Annotated in this window: 14 protein-coding genes; 9 read left to right on the top strand and 5 right to left on the bottom strand. The window is 46.2% G+C overall.

Going from position 1 to position 14,552, the window contains the following annotated elements; all coding sequences use genetic code 11:
- The first annotated feature begins 216 nt into the window (after positions 1-216).
- Positions 217-1,776, top strand: coding sequence for an alpha-N-arabinofuranosidase (locus LDX50_RS26390; protein ID WP_275951759.1), 1,560 nt, complete (start codon positions 217-219; stop codon positions 1,774-1,776).
- 406 nt (positions 1,777-2,182) lie between these two features.
- Here LDX50_RS26390 and LDX50_RS26385 read toward each other — a convergent pair whose 3' ends face one another.
- The 3 genes from LDX50_RS26385 to LDX50_RS26375 are packed head-to-tail and all read right to left on the bottom strand — an operon-like array spanning position 2,183 to position 3,727.
- Complete coding sequence (locus LDX50_RS26385) at positions 2,183-2,848, bottom strand: energy transducer TonB (RefSeq protein ID WP_225699287.1); 666 nt, start codon at positions 2,846-2,848, stop codon at positions 2,183-2,185.
- Entirely contained in the window at positions 2,835-3,128 is a 294-nt protein-coding gene (locus LDX50_RS26380; RefSeq protein ID WP_225699286.1) for a hypothetical protein, read from the bottom strand. The genes LDX50_RS26385 and LDX50_RS26380 overlap by 14 nt, the downstream gene beginning before the upstream one ends.
- On the bottom strand, positions 3,128-3,727 hold the full coding sequence (locus LDX50_RS26375) for an RNA polymerase sigma factor (protein WP_225699285.1): 600 nt from the start codon (positions 3,725-3,727) through the stop codon (positions 3,128-3,130). Before LDX50_RS26375 ends, LDX50_RS26380 begins: the two co-directional genes overlap by 1 nt.
- Positions 3,728-3,833: 106 nt before the next feature.
- Between LDX50_RS26375 and LDX50_RS26370 the strand changes: the two genes are divergently transcribed.
- Both LDX50_RS26370 and LDX50_RS26365 read left to right on the top strand, forming a co-directional pair.
- Complete coding sequence (locus LDX50_RS26370; protein ID WP_225699284.1) at positions 3,834-6,272, top strand: zinc-dependent metalloprotease; 2,439 nt, start codon at positions 3,834-3,836, stop codon at positions 6,270-6,272.
- An 11-nt stretch (positions 6,273-6,283) separates the two neighbouring features.
- Positions 6,284-7,303 carry an RluA family pseudouridine synthase gene (locus LDX50_RS26365; protein ID WP_225699283.1) on the top strand — a complete coding sequence of 340 codons (1,020 nt, stop codon included), beginning with the start codon at positions 6,284-6,286 and terminating at the stop codon, positions 7,301-7,303.
- Here LDX50_RS26365 and LDX50_RS26360 read toward each other — a convergent pair.
- Positions 7,300-7,491, bottom strand: a complete 192-nt coding sequence (locus LDX50_RS26360; RefSeq protein ID WP_225699282.1) for a hypothetical protein — start codon at positions 7,489-7,491, stop codon at positions 7,300-7,302. The two genes, LDX50_RS26365 and LDX50_RS26360, sit on opposite strands and share 4 nt — an antisense overlap.
- Before the next feature lie 104 nt (positions 7,492-7,595).
- Here LDX50_RS26360 and LDX50_RS26355 point away from each other — a divergent pair, with 104 nt between their 5' ends.
- From LDX50_RS26355 to LDX50_RS26340, 4 genes are read left to right on the top strand one after another with little or no spacing between them, the layout of a single operon-like run.
- Positions 7,596-8,528 (top strand): LysR substrate-binding domain-containing protein, encoded by a 933-nt coding sequence (locus LDX50_RS26355; RefSeq protein ID WP_225699281.1) that lies wholly within the window; start codon positions 7,596-7,598, stop codon positions 8,526-8,528.
- A complete protein-coding gene (locus tag LDX50_RS26350) occupies positions 8,503-9,651 on the top strand; it encodes a trans-sulfuration enzyme family protein (protein ID WP_225699280.1) in 1,149 nt (382 codons plus the stop codon). Before LDX50_RS26355 ends, LDX50_RS26350 begins: the two co-directional genes overlap by 26 nt.
- A gap of 1 nt (position 9,652) precedes the next feature.
- On the top strand, positions 9,653-10,522 hold the full coding sequence (locus LDX50_RS26345; RefSeq protein ID WP_225699279.1) for a fructosamine kinase family protein: 870 nt from the start codon (positions 9,653-9,655) through the stop codon (positions 10,520-10,522).
- A 41-nt stretch (positions 10,523-10,563) separates the two neighbouring features.
- A complete protein-coding gene (locus tag LDX50_RS26340; protein ID WP_225699278.1) occupies positions 10,564-11,133 on the top strand; it encodes a 2'-5' RNA ligase family protein in 570 nt (189 codons plus the stop codon).
- Here LDX50_RS26340 and LDX50_RS26335 read toward each other — a convergent pair.
- Positions 11,116-11,616, bottom strand: a complete 501-nt coding sequence (locus LDX50_RS26335) for a DUF6702 family protein (protein WP_225699277.1) — start codon at positions 11,614-11,616, stop codon at positions 11,116-11,118. The genes LDX50_RS26340 and LDX50_RS26335 overlap by 18 nt on opposite strands.
- 60 nt (positions 11,617-11,676) lie before the next feature.
- Here LDX50_RS26335 and LDX50_RS26330 point away from each other — a divergent pair, with 60 nt between their 5' ends.
- Positions 11,677-12,276 (top strand): HupE/UreJ family protein, encoded by a 600-nt coding sequence (locus LDX50_RS26330; RefSeq protein ID WP_225699276.1) that lies wholly within the window; start codon positions 11,677-11,679, stop codon positions 12,274-12,276.
- 2 nt (positions 12,277-12,278) lie between these two features.
- A complete protein-coding gene (locus tag LDX50_RS26325) occupies positions 12,279-14,510 on the top strand; it encodes a M1 family metallopeptidase (protein ID WP_225699275.1) in 2,232 nt (743 codons plus the stop codon).
- Positions 14,511-14,552: the final 42 nt, after the last annotated feature.

Below are 14,552 nucleotides of genomic sequence, written 5' to 3'. Positions count from 1 at the left end.
CTCCTTGTTTTTTTGGTTGAACATTTACTTATAAAGCGACAAAATATGTACCAAATGACAAATGGAGGCATTTTTTGAAAGTTTGTCACGTGAAGGTGACAACATGACAGAAACTTATGACCAGGAACGGTCTGCAACAAATTTCTCCTGAGGTTTTCAGAATTTAGGAACTAAAAATTAATTCAATATCTTGTGAATCCAACAAATCAAATACGGATGAAATTACGAAGATTTACCACTCTAATTATCCTCAGCATCATGGTTGTAAGCGTTTCGGCTCTTGCCCAGCGCGGTGAAGTTGAAGTTATGATTAATGCCGATCAGGGAAAACATCAGATCAGTAAACATATCTATGGTCATTTTGCAGAGCATCTGGGGCGATGCATATATGGTGGGTTTTATGTTGGCGAGGATAACACAGAGATTCCTAATATCGATGGGGTGCGAAAGGACGTTATTGACGCCTTGCGTGAACTAAAAATTCCGAACCTGCGCTGGCCCGGAGGCTGTTTTGCTGACACATATCACTGGCAGGACGGGATTGGCCCGAAGAGTGAACGGCCCACACTTGTGAACACCTGGTGGGGCGGTGTTACCGAGGATAACAGTTTCGGAACACATGATTTTCTTAATATGTGCGAACAACTGGGAGCGGAGCCCTACCTGGCAGCCAACATTGGCAGCGGAACTGTAAGGGAGTTGTCGGATTGGGTGCAATATGTAAATCACGATGGCCAAAGTCCGATGGCCAATTTACGTGTTCAGAATGGCAGGGATGAAGCATGGAAAGTTAAATACTGGGGTGTTGGCAATGAGACCTGGGGTTGCGGCGGTAACATGACGGTAGAATATTATGCGAATCTGTATAAGCAGTATGCGACGTTTATGTCGGACTGGGGAAATACGCGCGGCATATACCGCATTGCAGCAGGTGCCACAAATGATGATTATCACTGGACTGAGGTAATGATGCGGGATGTTCCCCATTCATTGCTTGAGGGTGTGGGTCTTCATTATTATTCGGTATTGGAATGGACGGATAAAGGCCCGGCGGTTGGTTTCAGTGATGAACAATATTTTACAACAATGAAGAGGGCACTCCGTATGGAAGAGCTTGTAACGCGTCATTCAACCGTTATGGATAAATACGATCCGGAGAAGAAAATCGGATTGATTGTGGATGAATGGGGCGGCTGGTACAATGTGGAGGAAGGAACAAATCCGGGATTTCTTTATCAGCAAAACACGATGCGTGATGCAATGATCGCAGGTGTTACCCTCAACATTTTTAATAATCATGCGGAGCGGGTGAAAATGGCAAACCTTGCGCAAACAATCAATGTGCTTCAGGCGGTAATTCTTACCGATGAGAATAAAATGATCCTCACACCGACCTACCATGTGATGAAGATGTACAATGTGCATCAGGATGCCACCCTGCTGCCCATCATGTTTGATAATGTGGATTACGTGCATGGGGATGAAAAACTTCCGGCCTTATCCGTTTCTGCTTCCAGAAGTGAGGACGGAAAGATTCACATTTCAATGGTAAACATTGACCTGGAAAAAAGCCAAACGATCAAGTTAAATATAAGAGGCATGGATCTCAAGGATATTACAGGCAGCATCCTTTCCTCAGGCAGCGTTCAGGATCATAATACTTTTGATAATCCTGATCGTGTGGCACCCAAAGAATTTAAAGATTTTAAGATGTCAAAAGGTATCATCACCGTGGAAATTCCGCCATATTCGGTGATTGTACTCAATTCGAAATAGAGTAGCGAGCTTTTTTCACACGTCATCAATGCCTGCCGGAGGGCGCCGGAAGGCATTGATGACGGTGGTGAGGATGATAGTTTTCGGTACGAGCTGCGCTCTTCCTTCACACGTCATCCCGGTATAACCTCCCGGCCTTGAGCCGCAACCCCTTTTTCACACGTCATCCCGGTATAACCTCCCGGCCTTGAGTCGGGAGTCGGACCGGGATCTATCGTGTAGCACTGCATAGTATGGTGACCACCTTACCCATCATCTAGCTTCCCTTACGAGGCATAAATAAAGGATTAGCGACTTAAACAGATCCCGGCCCGACTCCCTGATTATCCCCGGCTATCGCCGCGGATCTCATGGAGTACCGCCGGGATGACGGAGGGTAGTGCGGAAGGCAGGGACCTGTTGTATTTCAATTCAGCTTAAAGTGGATAGGAACGATCATCCGTACGCGAACCATCCGGCCATTATGTCTGCCCGGGATCCATTTGGGTGCATTTTCCATGACTCTGAGCGCCTCCTCGTCACATCCTGAGCCGATGCCTTTCGCAATGGCGATGTTGGTCATATTACCATATTCATCGACCAGAAACGAAACATATACTTTTCCTTCCACCTGTCGCTGCTGAGCAATCCGCGGATATTTCATGTTTTTCGCGATGTATTCGTAGAAGGCATCATACCCGCCTACCGGTTCGGGTTTCTGACTTGCATAATCCACCTCCTCTATAATCTCGACAGGCGGCAAATCACTGATAATGACTTCAATTTCAGGTGTTTCCGGTGATTCGAGTTGATCAAGACTGAGTTCTTCAAGTTTAATTTCATCCGGCTCTGTTGCGGGTATAATATTTACTTTCTTCGGCTTCGGAGGTCGTTTAACTTCGGGTATTTTTGTGGGCAATATAAGATCGATGTCATCTCCCTTCCAATTGGAGAAATCAATTTCGGGATCTTCCTGAACACTGCGCCATTCAAAGGCGCTTACGACCAGGAGCAATGTGACCAGCAGACCAATCTGGAAGAACAGGCCGGAGTGACGGTAAATGTCAAGTTGTGGATGTTTACGTGTTTCCATCGTCATTTTTGTTAAGTGAAAAATCAATATCCGGCCTGGATATAATCTGAGCCGTGGCAGGCCTGGTGTTTTCAGATTCTTTAGGTTCTGATACCCTTTGCATGGCAAAATAGATCACAAAGATCAGTGCCAGCAGGGCGATCATATATAATAATATTTTAACGATCCGCACACGGCGATTTTGCCGGTGCTGCCGCAGGATGTCCTGGTAGTTCTTATGACGTTCCATGCGCCTGGAAGTCATGCGGTTTCGACGAAGTCTTATTTCATGTCTACCCATTATTCCTCCCAATTCAGGTTAAAATTCTTTCTCAATTTATCAATAGCTCTGTATAGCCGCATTTTTGCACCACTCTCGCCGATATTCAGAATATACGAAATCTCGCGAAAGTTTTTCCCTTCGAAAAACCGCATTTCCAGCACCTCCATGGTCTCTGTGGGTAGGTCGTTAAGCGTTTTGATCAGCAGGTCGATCTGTGATTGCGTGAACTCATGATCGGTCTGTTCAAAAATCTCAATGATTCGCTCTTCCTCCAGTGAAAATACACGTGTCCGCTTCTTCTTGTAATAGTGCTTATTCACCTCATTTGCCGCAATTCTGTAGAGCCATGCACTGAAGGGCAGCCCTTTAAATTCATACTTTCGAATATTCTGGAGTGCCTTGAGAAAAGTTTGAGAGGTGATGTCCCCCGCCAGATCTTCATCATCGGTTCGCCTGAAAACAAAATGAAAGATGCCTTCAAAATATTTATCATACAGCCGGCCAAAGGCTTCGGGATTCCGTTTGGCTTTTTCAACCAGTGAATTTTCCTCACGGATCTCCTCATCGGTCATATGTCGCGGATTTTGCAAGGGCGATAAGGTAAAGTTTCCGGTCATATAATCAGCGAATCCAAAATGGTCACATTCAAGATAGGATTTTTAGCAAGATGCTTTCGATCTTTTAATTTATCTTTAATTTTTCATCCGATTGAAACATCATTCTATGCGATTTACAGTTTTCTTACTCATTATCCTCTCGGCATGTTCTGCCTCCAAAACATCCAATTCACAAACCAGCAAGTCTACCGCGCCTTCAGGAATTGCCGGGAAGGTGGCAGGAATGACGGCATTTGACGGGTATTTTGATTTCTATCATGACCCAAAAACGGATAAGATTTTCCTGGTGATTGACAAGCTGAATCAGGAATTCCTGTATGTGTACTCACTAGCGGCCGGCCTTGGATCCAATGATATCGGACTGGACAGGAACCAGCTTGGCGGTGAGAAAGTAGTGAAATTTGAACGGCATGGTCCCAAAATATTGCTTACTGAAGTGAATTACTGGTTCCGTGCCGAGAGTGACAACGCAGCGGAGCGCAAGGCCGTGGAAGATGCATTTGCCCGCTCGGTTATTTGGGGTTTCACCCTGGTCACCGAAGAAGATGGAAAAATTCTGGTAGATGCGACTGACTTTTTCATGCAGGATGCACATGGGGTGAGTAACCGTCTCAAAAGGGGTGGTGAGGGCAGCTATAGTGTGGATAAAAGCCGTTCAGCCTTTTACATGGATCAAACCCGCGCGTTCCCAAAAAACATTGAGATAGAGACCATTCTGAGTTTCAAGGGTACGCCTACGGGCCGCTATTTGCGTTCTGTGGCTCCGGATGCGGAAAACATTACGGTTCGGGAACATCATTCCTTCATTGAGCTACCTGATGACGACTATGAGCCCCGTGAGTTCGACCCGCGGGCCGGTTATTTTGGTTATGAATATTCTGACTATGCAACACCAATCAGTGAACCGCTGGCGAAACGATTCCTTGCCCGTCACCGATTGAAGAAAAAAGATCCGACCGCCGACAGAAGTGAACCCGTCGAGCCGATCATTTATTACCTGGATCCCGGTACACCTGAGCCAATCCGTTCTGCACTGCTGGACGGAGCACGCTGGTGGAACCAGGCATTTGAGGCTGCCGGATATATCGATGCCTTCCAGGTGGAGATGCTTCCGGAAGGTGCCGATCCACTGGATGTTCGCTATAACATGATCAACTGGGTGCACCGAAGTACACGTGGCTGGTCGTATGGCTCAACCGTCGCTGACCCCAGAACGGGCGAGATAATTAAAGGCCATGTTTTACTTGGATCATTGAGAGTGCGTCAGGATTTTCTGATCGCAGAAGGACTTCTCGCTCCCTATGAGAATGGAGATGTCGTTCCTGCAGAAATGCAGGAGATGGCACTTGCCAGGCTACGCCAGCTGTCGGCGCACGAGGTAGGTCATACACTTGGACTTTCACACAGCTATACTTCTAGTACTGAAGGGCGTGCATCTGTTATGGATTATCCCCACCCGCTTGTAAAGATCACTAATGGCGAAATCGACCTCAGTGATGCTTATGACGATAAGATTGGTGCGTGGGATAAGGTGGCTATCACTTATGGCTATCAGGATTTTCCTGATGGCGTTGATGAGCGGAAAGCGCTGGATGAGATAATTGCAAAATCATTGCAGGACGGACTAACCTTTCTTACTGACCAGGATGCGCGGCCCATGGATAGCTCGCATCCCAGTGCACATTTGTGGGATAATGGCGCAAATGTGGTAGATGGCCTGAATGATATACTTGAAGTACGTAAACTGGCTCTCTCGAGATTCGGTGAAAATAATATTCGTAATCATCAGCCCTATGCCCAGCTGGAGGAGGTGCTTGTGCCTGTCTATTTTCTTCATCGATATCAGACGGAGGCAGTGGTAAAAATTATTGGAGGACTCGAATATCGTTACGCGCTTCGTGGCGACGGACAGTTTCCTACCAAAATGATCGATCCCGCCATGCAGAAGGCGGCTCTTTCTTCTTTGCTGAAAACCGTAAGTCCGGAAACCCTTGTCCTTTCAAAAGACGTGCTTGCGTTGATTCCCCCCAGGCCCAATGGATATGATGGTGGCAGAGAACTTGTTGATTCACGAACCGGACTAACATTTGACCCGGTTGCAGCCGCAGAGTCTGCAGCTCATATGACATTCTCAATGCTTTTCTATCCTGCGAGGGCACAGCGTCTCATTACCCATAATGCTATCGACAGCAATCAGCCGTCTCTCGAATCTGTGATCGATGCCGTAGTTGGTGCGACTATCAAGACAGCCGAGAAGGATGGTCAGCTTGCCCAGATTGGGCGGACGGTGGACAATACAATGGTGGCTTCACTGATCATGCTGGCGCGAAATACGGATTCGTCGGATGATGTAAGATCTATTGTTATGCTGAAGCTGGAGGAGTTGTCGGAATGGCTGGTTAAAAATCCCGGGGTTTCATATCTTCAGAAGGCGCATTTTGCACGTCTGGCAAAGGATATTTCATCTTTTCTGGATGATCCGGAGGAATATGAAATGCCGGACGTTCCCAGAATTCCTGACGGCTCACCCATTGGAATGGATTAAAATTGTATAGAATGATCAATCAGGAAGAAGAGGACGACGAATTATATGAGCATCACCGGATTGTGGTTGATTCGGGACAGACGGCTTTGCGGATTGACAAATTTCTGTTTGACAAGCTTCCCAATGTAACCCGCAATAAAATTCAACAGGGTATTAACGATGGGTTTGTGACAGTAAATGATGCGGGCGTTAAACCGAATTATAAGGTACGGCCGGGTGACATCATTTCTGTCTTGTTTCCAGAGCCACCCAGGGAAGATGAAGTTATTCCTGAAGACATCCCGTTGAATGTGGTTTTTGAGGATGAAGATATTTTGGTGGTTAATAAACCAGCCGGCATGGTGGTTCATCCCGCATATCAGAACTGGACTGGGACACTGGTAAATGCGCTTGTTTTTCATTTCCAGAAATTGCCGGAGATGGAAGGAAACGCGGGACGTCCCGGACTGGTTCACCGGATAGATAAGGATACTTCCGGATTGCTGGTTATTGCCAAGAGTGAACGCGCCATGAACAGCCTTGCCAAACAGTTCTATGATCATTCCATAGAGCGCACATACCTCGCACTTGTATGGGACATTCCGGAGCCTGAGTCAGGAACGATCGACGTAAACCTGGGAAGGAGTCCGAAAGACCGAAGGATTACGATGGCATTTGATGATGAAACCATCGGTAGAAGGGCGGTCACCCACTATGAGGTAGTTGAAAAATTGCGATATGTATCCCTGGTTCGGTGCAAGCTCGAAACCGGGCGGACACACCAGATCCGGGCGCATATGAAGTATATTGGCCATCCGCTTTTTAACGATCCAACATACGGGGGAGATAAAATTTTAAAGGGTACTGTATTTTCCAAGTACAGGAGTTTTGTAGATAACTGCTTTAAATGTCTTAAGGGACAGGCGCTGCATGCAGCTACACTTGGGTTTATTCACCCGCGAACAGGGGAAAAGGTTTTCTTTGAAGCCCCCCTGCCGGAAGACTTCGTCGAGGTTTTAGAGCGCTGGAGGAACTATGTTCAGTACACTTAAAACTGAGGTTCGGTACGCAGCGCCTGCCTGATTTCTCTCATTCCATGTGCCCTTCTGCACAGATGGCTGTAATCGTTCGACGGATTGTAGAGTAATCCGCGAATGAATGATAGCAACTGTTCTGTTTCAGAAGCCGACATGCTCTCAAGAGACTGGAGAATGGCCTGCTTTTTCGTAGTAGTTGTCATGTATTGAGTGGTTTATGTATATAACGTGAAGAGAGTCAGGAGGTTTCCGGGCAAACAATAATTTTTTGTTAAATCATCTTAACATTATTCTTTAATTTGGCTTTATGACAATCATTCAGCTTGAATATATTATCGCTGTAGACATATATCGTCACTTCGGAAGAGCTGCCGAAAGTTGTCATATTACACAGCCCACGCTGAGTATGCAGATCCAAAAACTGGAAGATCAGCTCGGGGTTTTGATCTTTGATCGTGCAAAGACTCCGGTAGAACCCACAGATGCCGGAACACGGATCATTGAACAGGCAAAAGTGGTAATCCATGAGATGCGTAAAATTCAGGAAATGGTCTCCGCGGAACGCGGTGAGATTAGCGGGGAGCTCACAATCGGTGTCATCCCTACCATTTCGCCCTATCTTTTACCGCTTTTCATTAACCAATTCCTGGACAAATATCCTGATGTTATCCTTCATATCGAGGAAATGATCACCTCGGATGTTCTGCGCCATTTGAAGTCGGAACGAATTGACATCGGCCTGATTGTTACGCCGTTGGAGGATTCCGACTATTCCGTAAAACCCCTTTATTACGAGGATTTTGTGGGATATGTATCAAACAAAAATGAATATTACGGCAAAAACGAGCTGGATGCGAAAAACCTTCATACCGAAGAATTGTTGCTGCTCAATGAAGGTCACTGTTTTCGTGATCAGGTATTAAAAATTTGCGGAGATTACAAAAGCACAAACCGGCGTTTCACATATGAAAGCGGATCATTGGAAGCATTGAAGAAGCTGGTGGATAAGCATGGCGGCATGACATTATTGCCGTCCCTGGCCACGGTTGATATGGATCCTGAATCTTCTGCAAAATTGCGTTATTTCAAGGCTCCTGTCCCCGTTCGGGAGGTAAGTCTTGTCACTCATAAAAATTTTGTAAAAACGGGTCTGGCCAGGGCGATTTATAATGAGATCCTGGAGAGTATTCCACCTTATCTTAATATTAAAAAACATGGAGAAGTCATCAGATGGAAATAGAAATTGGGGTACTTCCACAATTTGTATTCATACAGGTGCAGTAAGTGACCAGCAGCACAAGGGTGTTGTGTCGCCTCTGTATCCTGCCACAGCATATAATTACCTGGATGTGGACATTCATGCCTATCCCAGGTATTTCAATACCCCGAATATGATTGCGGTTTCTGCCAAGATCGCCGCCCTCGAAAAAGGTGAAAGGGCACTGGTATACGGTTCAGGGATGGCAGCGATATACGCCACATTATTTTCTTTGCTTTCCCCCGGGGATCATGCAATTTTTCAGAATGATCTGTACGGAGGCACGCATCACGCCGTGACCAGTGAGATGAAAAGGATGGGCATTCTTTACACTTTTATTGATTCTGTGGACGAGGAAAGCCTGGTCGCGGCACTTACGCCGCAAACAAAACTTGTCTATGTGGAAACGCCGTCAAACCCTTTATTGAAAATCATTGATCTGTCGCTGGTGTCGAAATTTGCCCGGGCCCATGACCTTATTTCTGTGATTGATAATACGTTTGCCTCCCCCATCAATCAGAATCCCATTCCATTGGGCATTGATGTGGTAATTCACAGCGGAACAAAATACCTGGGTGGGCACAGTGACATTCTGAGTGGTGCTATTGTGACTTCAGAGGCGCTGATTGGTCGCATTCGTGAGCATTCTGTCAACTTCGGGGGAAACCTAAACGCCCAGATGTGTCATCTGCTGGAGCGAAGTTTACTCACGCTTGCTCTGCGCGTTAGGCAGATAAATCAGAATGCCATGGAGATCAGTGAATTTCTGTATCAGCATCCAAAAGTAGATGCCGTTTATTATCCCGGTCTTTCGTCCCACCCTGGACATGATATTGCTAAAAGACAGATGGCGGGCTTTGGAGGCATGTTATCCTTTGAGGTATCTTCAGATCCCGATGAATTTGTTCGTAAACTCTCTGTTATTCGACCGGCCATGAGTCTTGGTGGTGTGGAGTCCACAATTACCTCACCAAGGCTAACTTCACATGCCAAGATTGGCGCCGAAGGCCGACAAAAAGTGGGAATTTCTGATAACCTGTTGCGCTTCTCGGTGGGGATTGAGGATGCAGCGGATTTGATCAGGGACCTGGATTCTGCATTGTGATATGCGGCCTGATTTGCTGCCCGGTGAACTGAAGGAATTTTGCGAGTCCCACCTAGGAACTCTTAAATCTTTTTCTCCGGCTTCAGGCGGGTGTATCAATAACGGTGGCAGAATTGTCGGGCAGAACGGGCAGGCATTTCTGAAATGGAATAGCGCGGCTGAATTTCCCGGGATGTTTATTGCGGAGGCGAAGGGACTGGCCGAATTAAAACAAGCCAATAGCTGCCGTATTCCGGATGTCCTGGCAGTCTATGAAGGTGATCCGAACGATGCCCTGTTACTGGAGTATATCGAACCGGGAAGACCTTCCAGGGGTGATTGGTTCCGATTTGGAAGTCAACTGGCACATCTCCATCAGACATCCACTGAAACATTTGGTCTTGATCATTCGAATTATATGGGCTCGCTCAGGCAGTCCAATCAGCAGCATGAATCCTTCCCCGAGTTTTTCAGAAATGAACGTCTGGAGCCACAGATTAAACTGGCGTTGAAGAAGGGGTTTTTAAATGGGAGCGATCTGGAGTATTTTGATAAAATCTATTCCTGGCTGGAGCGTGAAATGAATGACGAATTACCGGCGCTCGTTCACGGAGACCTGTGGAGCGGAAATGCCATGTTCTGTACAGAAGGTGAGGGAGTGCTGATAGATCCTGCGGTAAGTTATTCAAGCCGGCATGCCGATCTGGCGATGACTACATTATTCGGAGGTTTTCCGGATGAATTTTACCAGGGGTACCAGGAACAGTTTACGATGGAGTCAAATGTGAAGATAATTTGGGATGTACTGAATCTCTATCCGTTGTTAATTCACGTGAATCTGTTTGGTTCCGGTTATCTCTCCCAGACCCGTCAGATCCTGAGAATGTTCTGACTTATTTTGTTGTTATTAACATGAAAAAATATATCTGACGCGTGCCCGGACAGCCTGATAAATCGAAGAACCTGTATTTCATTGCCCTGATCCCGCCAGAAGATCTTGAAAGGGATTTATGGGAGATCAAGAAGGAGATGTCTGCCAGGTTTGATTCGCATGCCGCGCTCCGTTCGCCGCCGCATATTACGCTTCACATGCCCTTCCGGTACCGGTCAGACCGGCAGGAAAGTCTTATACATTCATTGTTGGACTTTGCCCGGAAGCAGAAACCCTTCGAGGTAGAGTTAAATGGTTTTGGTGCGTTTCCTCCCCGCGTGATCTACGTTGACGTGATACCAAATGGGCCGATGCAGGAATTGCAAAAGGGATTGCTGGACTTCATGAAGAAGGAACATAATATTTTCAATGCCAATTATCGTGACCGTCCCTTCAGGCCGCACCTGACAGTGGCGTTCAGGGACCTGAAGAAGAGCAGGTTTGATGAAGCTTGGCTATTTGTGCAGGACAGAACGCTGGAGATGAGCTGGTCGGCGCTCGGCATGTATCTGCTGATCCACAATGGAAAGAATTGGGAATGCCTTCAGGAATGTTTATTTGAAGGTTTTTGACTGATTTTCTTCACCCCTCACAAATTTCATAGTTTGAATGTCATCGTCGATGGTGATGTGTACCAGGTTCACCTGGTCGTCATAGATGCTCAAAAGGATGTCATTTTTTACCTGTAATGATTCAAGCTTTTTTACTTTGTCAATGAGCAGGTAGCAAATAACCGAGCCTGCGTCTACCTCGTGCCCCAGGTATTGGTATGCAGCATCCTTTCCATTCACATTGAACCGGATGTGTTTATTCAGATAGTCTTTGAAAAGTCCGTCGGAGGTTAATCCTTCACCCGGAATAAGGATGTCGACCTTTGGCTTGTTAATTTCCTGGCGGATTTCCCGTTCCAGGTCATCGGTAAAAATGCGTACAATGATCTGAAGTTCCTGTTTGTCGGGGACGAATTCCACATCGGCAACGCTCACATGAATGGGATGTGCTGCCGTAAGCATCATACCTGCTGCCACTAGTGTAAAATACAGGAACTTTTTCATTGCTTGATTCTTCAGAACAAAAGTAATAATTAAACTTTGCAATGAACTAATTTTGCACGCATGTCTGATTTTAAGATATTTCTGGAGCTTGGATGGGATCATATTCTTCAACGTGATGGATTGGATCATAAGCTGTTCATTATTGCGCTGGCCTCGATATACCTGATCTCCGATTGGAAGAAGGTCCTGATACTGGTCACCGCCTTTACGATTGGTCATTCGATAACGCTCGCACTGGCAACGCTTGGGTTAATTCCTTTTAATGATGAACTGATTGAATTCCTGATTCCGGTAACGATTTTTCTCACGGCGCTTTCAAACCTGTTCAGAAAGGAGTCGCGAATAGCAACGAGCAAAGTTCAGACCAACTATATTCTGGCGATCGGGTTCGGACTTATACACGGACTGGGGTTTTCCAATTACCTGCGGGCCATCATGGGCAGGAACAACGAAATTGCATCACAGTTATTGGCCTTTAATCTTGGCTTAGAGGTTGGTCAAATAATAATCGTTGCCATTTTCCTTCTATTTAGTTTTATATTCGTGGATCTTATTGGAATAGCGCGCAGAGACTGGCGCCTGGTGATCTCCTCGGCGGTGGGAGGAGTGGCATTATACTTGATAACAGAAACACCGTATTGGCAACATTTATCAGAATAATTATGAAGAGGATTTTTTTATTGATTTTGTCTGTCAGCATTTTCACTGGCGGATTTGCGCAGGAGGAAAGTGACTGGCAGCAAAAGTTTGAGCAGCTCGGTCCGATCCTGCCCACTCCCAATGAATATCGCACCGGAAGCGGAGCTCCGGGTGAATCGTACTGGCAGCAGCGGGCTGATTATGATATTTCTGTAACCCTGGATGAATCAAACCACCGGATCACCGGAGCAGAAACCATTACTTACCACAATAATTCGCCGGATGTTCTCACGTATCTGTGGGTACAACTGGATCAGAACGTGCGTGAACCGGAGACCAATACCCTGAAAGTTAGTTCTTCGGGGATTCGCGATAGTATACCTGCGAAATTTTTTGCGCAGGGAATGGGCGTTAGTGATTATGAAGGAGGGTTCAAAATCACTGACGTATCCGATGCCTCAGGCAAGAAGCTTGAGCATGTGATCAACAAGACAATGATGCGGGTAAATCTGCCGGCTCCATTGAAGTCGGGAGAAAAGTTCTCGTTTAAAATCGGATGGTATTACACCGTAAATGACCGCATGGAAGACGGCGGAAGAAGCGGTTATGAATATTTTCCCAAGGATGGTAATTACCTGTATACAATTGCGCAGTTCTATCCGAGGATGGCAGTCTATGATGATTATAATGGCTGGCAGAATAAGCAGTTCCTGGGACGTGGAGAGTTTGCGTTGGAGTTTGGTGACTTTAAGGTAGAGATCACCGTTCCGGAGGATCATATCGTAGCATCGACGGGATCACTTCAAAACGCTTCAAAAGTACTGTCAAGTGAACACCTTGCCCGATTTGAACAGGCTAAGAAATCGTTTGATAAGCCGGTGATCATAGTGACGGAAGAAGAAGCGATCGCGAATGAAAAGGATAAGGCGAAGGGAACCAAAACCTGGATCTATCATGCAGAGAATGTCAGGGATTTTGCATTCGCTACATCACGAAAATTTATCTGGGACGCACAGGCTGTAAAAGTAGGTGATAAAACACCTCTTGCGATGTCATACTATCCTAAGGAGGGGAATCCACTTTGGGAACAGGAATCGACAAAGGCGGTGAAAAATACGCTCGTTACTTACAGTAAGTATACAATCGATTATCCCTACCCTGTTGCGATTTCCGTACATGCCGCATCCATCGGAATGGAATATCCGATGATATGTTTCAACTTCGGAAGGCCCAATGAGGACGGAAGTTATTCAGACCGGGTGAAATACGGAATGATCGGTGTGGTAATCCATGAGGTAGGCCATAACTTCTTCCCGATGATCATCAATTCCGATGAGCGGCAGTGGACATGGATGGATGAGGGACTGAACTCCTTTGTACAATACAGGACCGAAGTAGAAAATTATGATAACTTTCCTTCACGTCGCGGACCGGCTCCGAACATCGTGAGTTACATGAAGGGAGACAAGAATTCCATGCGGCCGATTATGACCAATTCGGAGCAGATCCTCCAGTTTGGCAACAATGCCTATGGAAAACCGGCGACTGCACTGAGCATTCTTCGGGAAGCGGTGATGGGTCCTGAGTTATTTGATGCGGCTTTCAAGGAATATGCGCAACGCTGGGCATTCAAAAGACCTATGCCGGCAGATTTCTTCCGCTCCATGGAAGATGCATCCGCCTTTGACCTGGACTGGTTCTGGAGAGGATGGTTCTATACAGTTGATAATGTTGACATCAACCTGTCGGATGTGAAGTGGTTCAGAATGCGCCAGGAAAATGAAGATATTGAGAACAAAGGGAAAAATGTGAAAAAGGGAGATCTTACAGCTACGGCCGGGAACGGTGAAAATATGGATTTCTCGGCAGGACCACAGGAGTTTTCATTAACTGAAACAGATCCTCGTTTTTATGGTGAGTTTCAGAACCGGATCGATGACAAAGCCGTTATTGCGAAGCTTCGGGATAAGAACTATTATCAGCTTACTTTCAAAAATGAAGGAGGTTTGGTGATGCCGATCATCATTGAGTTTACCTTCAAGGACGGTACAAAGCAGACCGAAAAAATACCCGCTGAGATCTGGCGCTACAACGAATCGCAGGTTGTAAAGACCTTCATGCTGGATAAGGAAGTAGCATCCATTGCCATTGATCCTGATAAGCAAACAGCGGATGTAGACACATCCAACAACGTATTCCCGCGAACTTCCGAAATGAGTAAGTTCGATGAGATGAAAAAGAACAACGGAAAATAATTTAATAAATAAGCAGACTAATTGATCATTAGCCTGCTTATT

This window comes from Fulvivirga sedimenti, from assembly GCF_020328055.1.
Note: the sequence above shows the minus strand (reverse complement) of the source record. Positions and strands in the feature narration are given on the sequence as shown.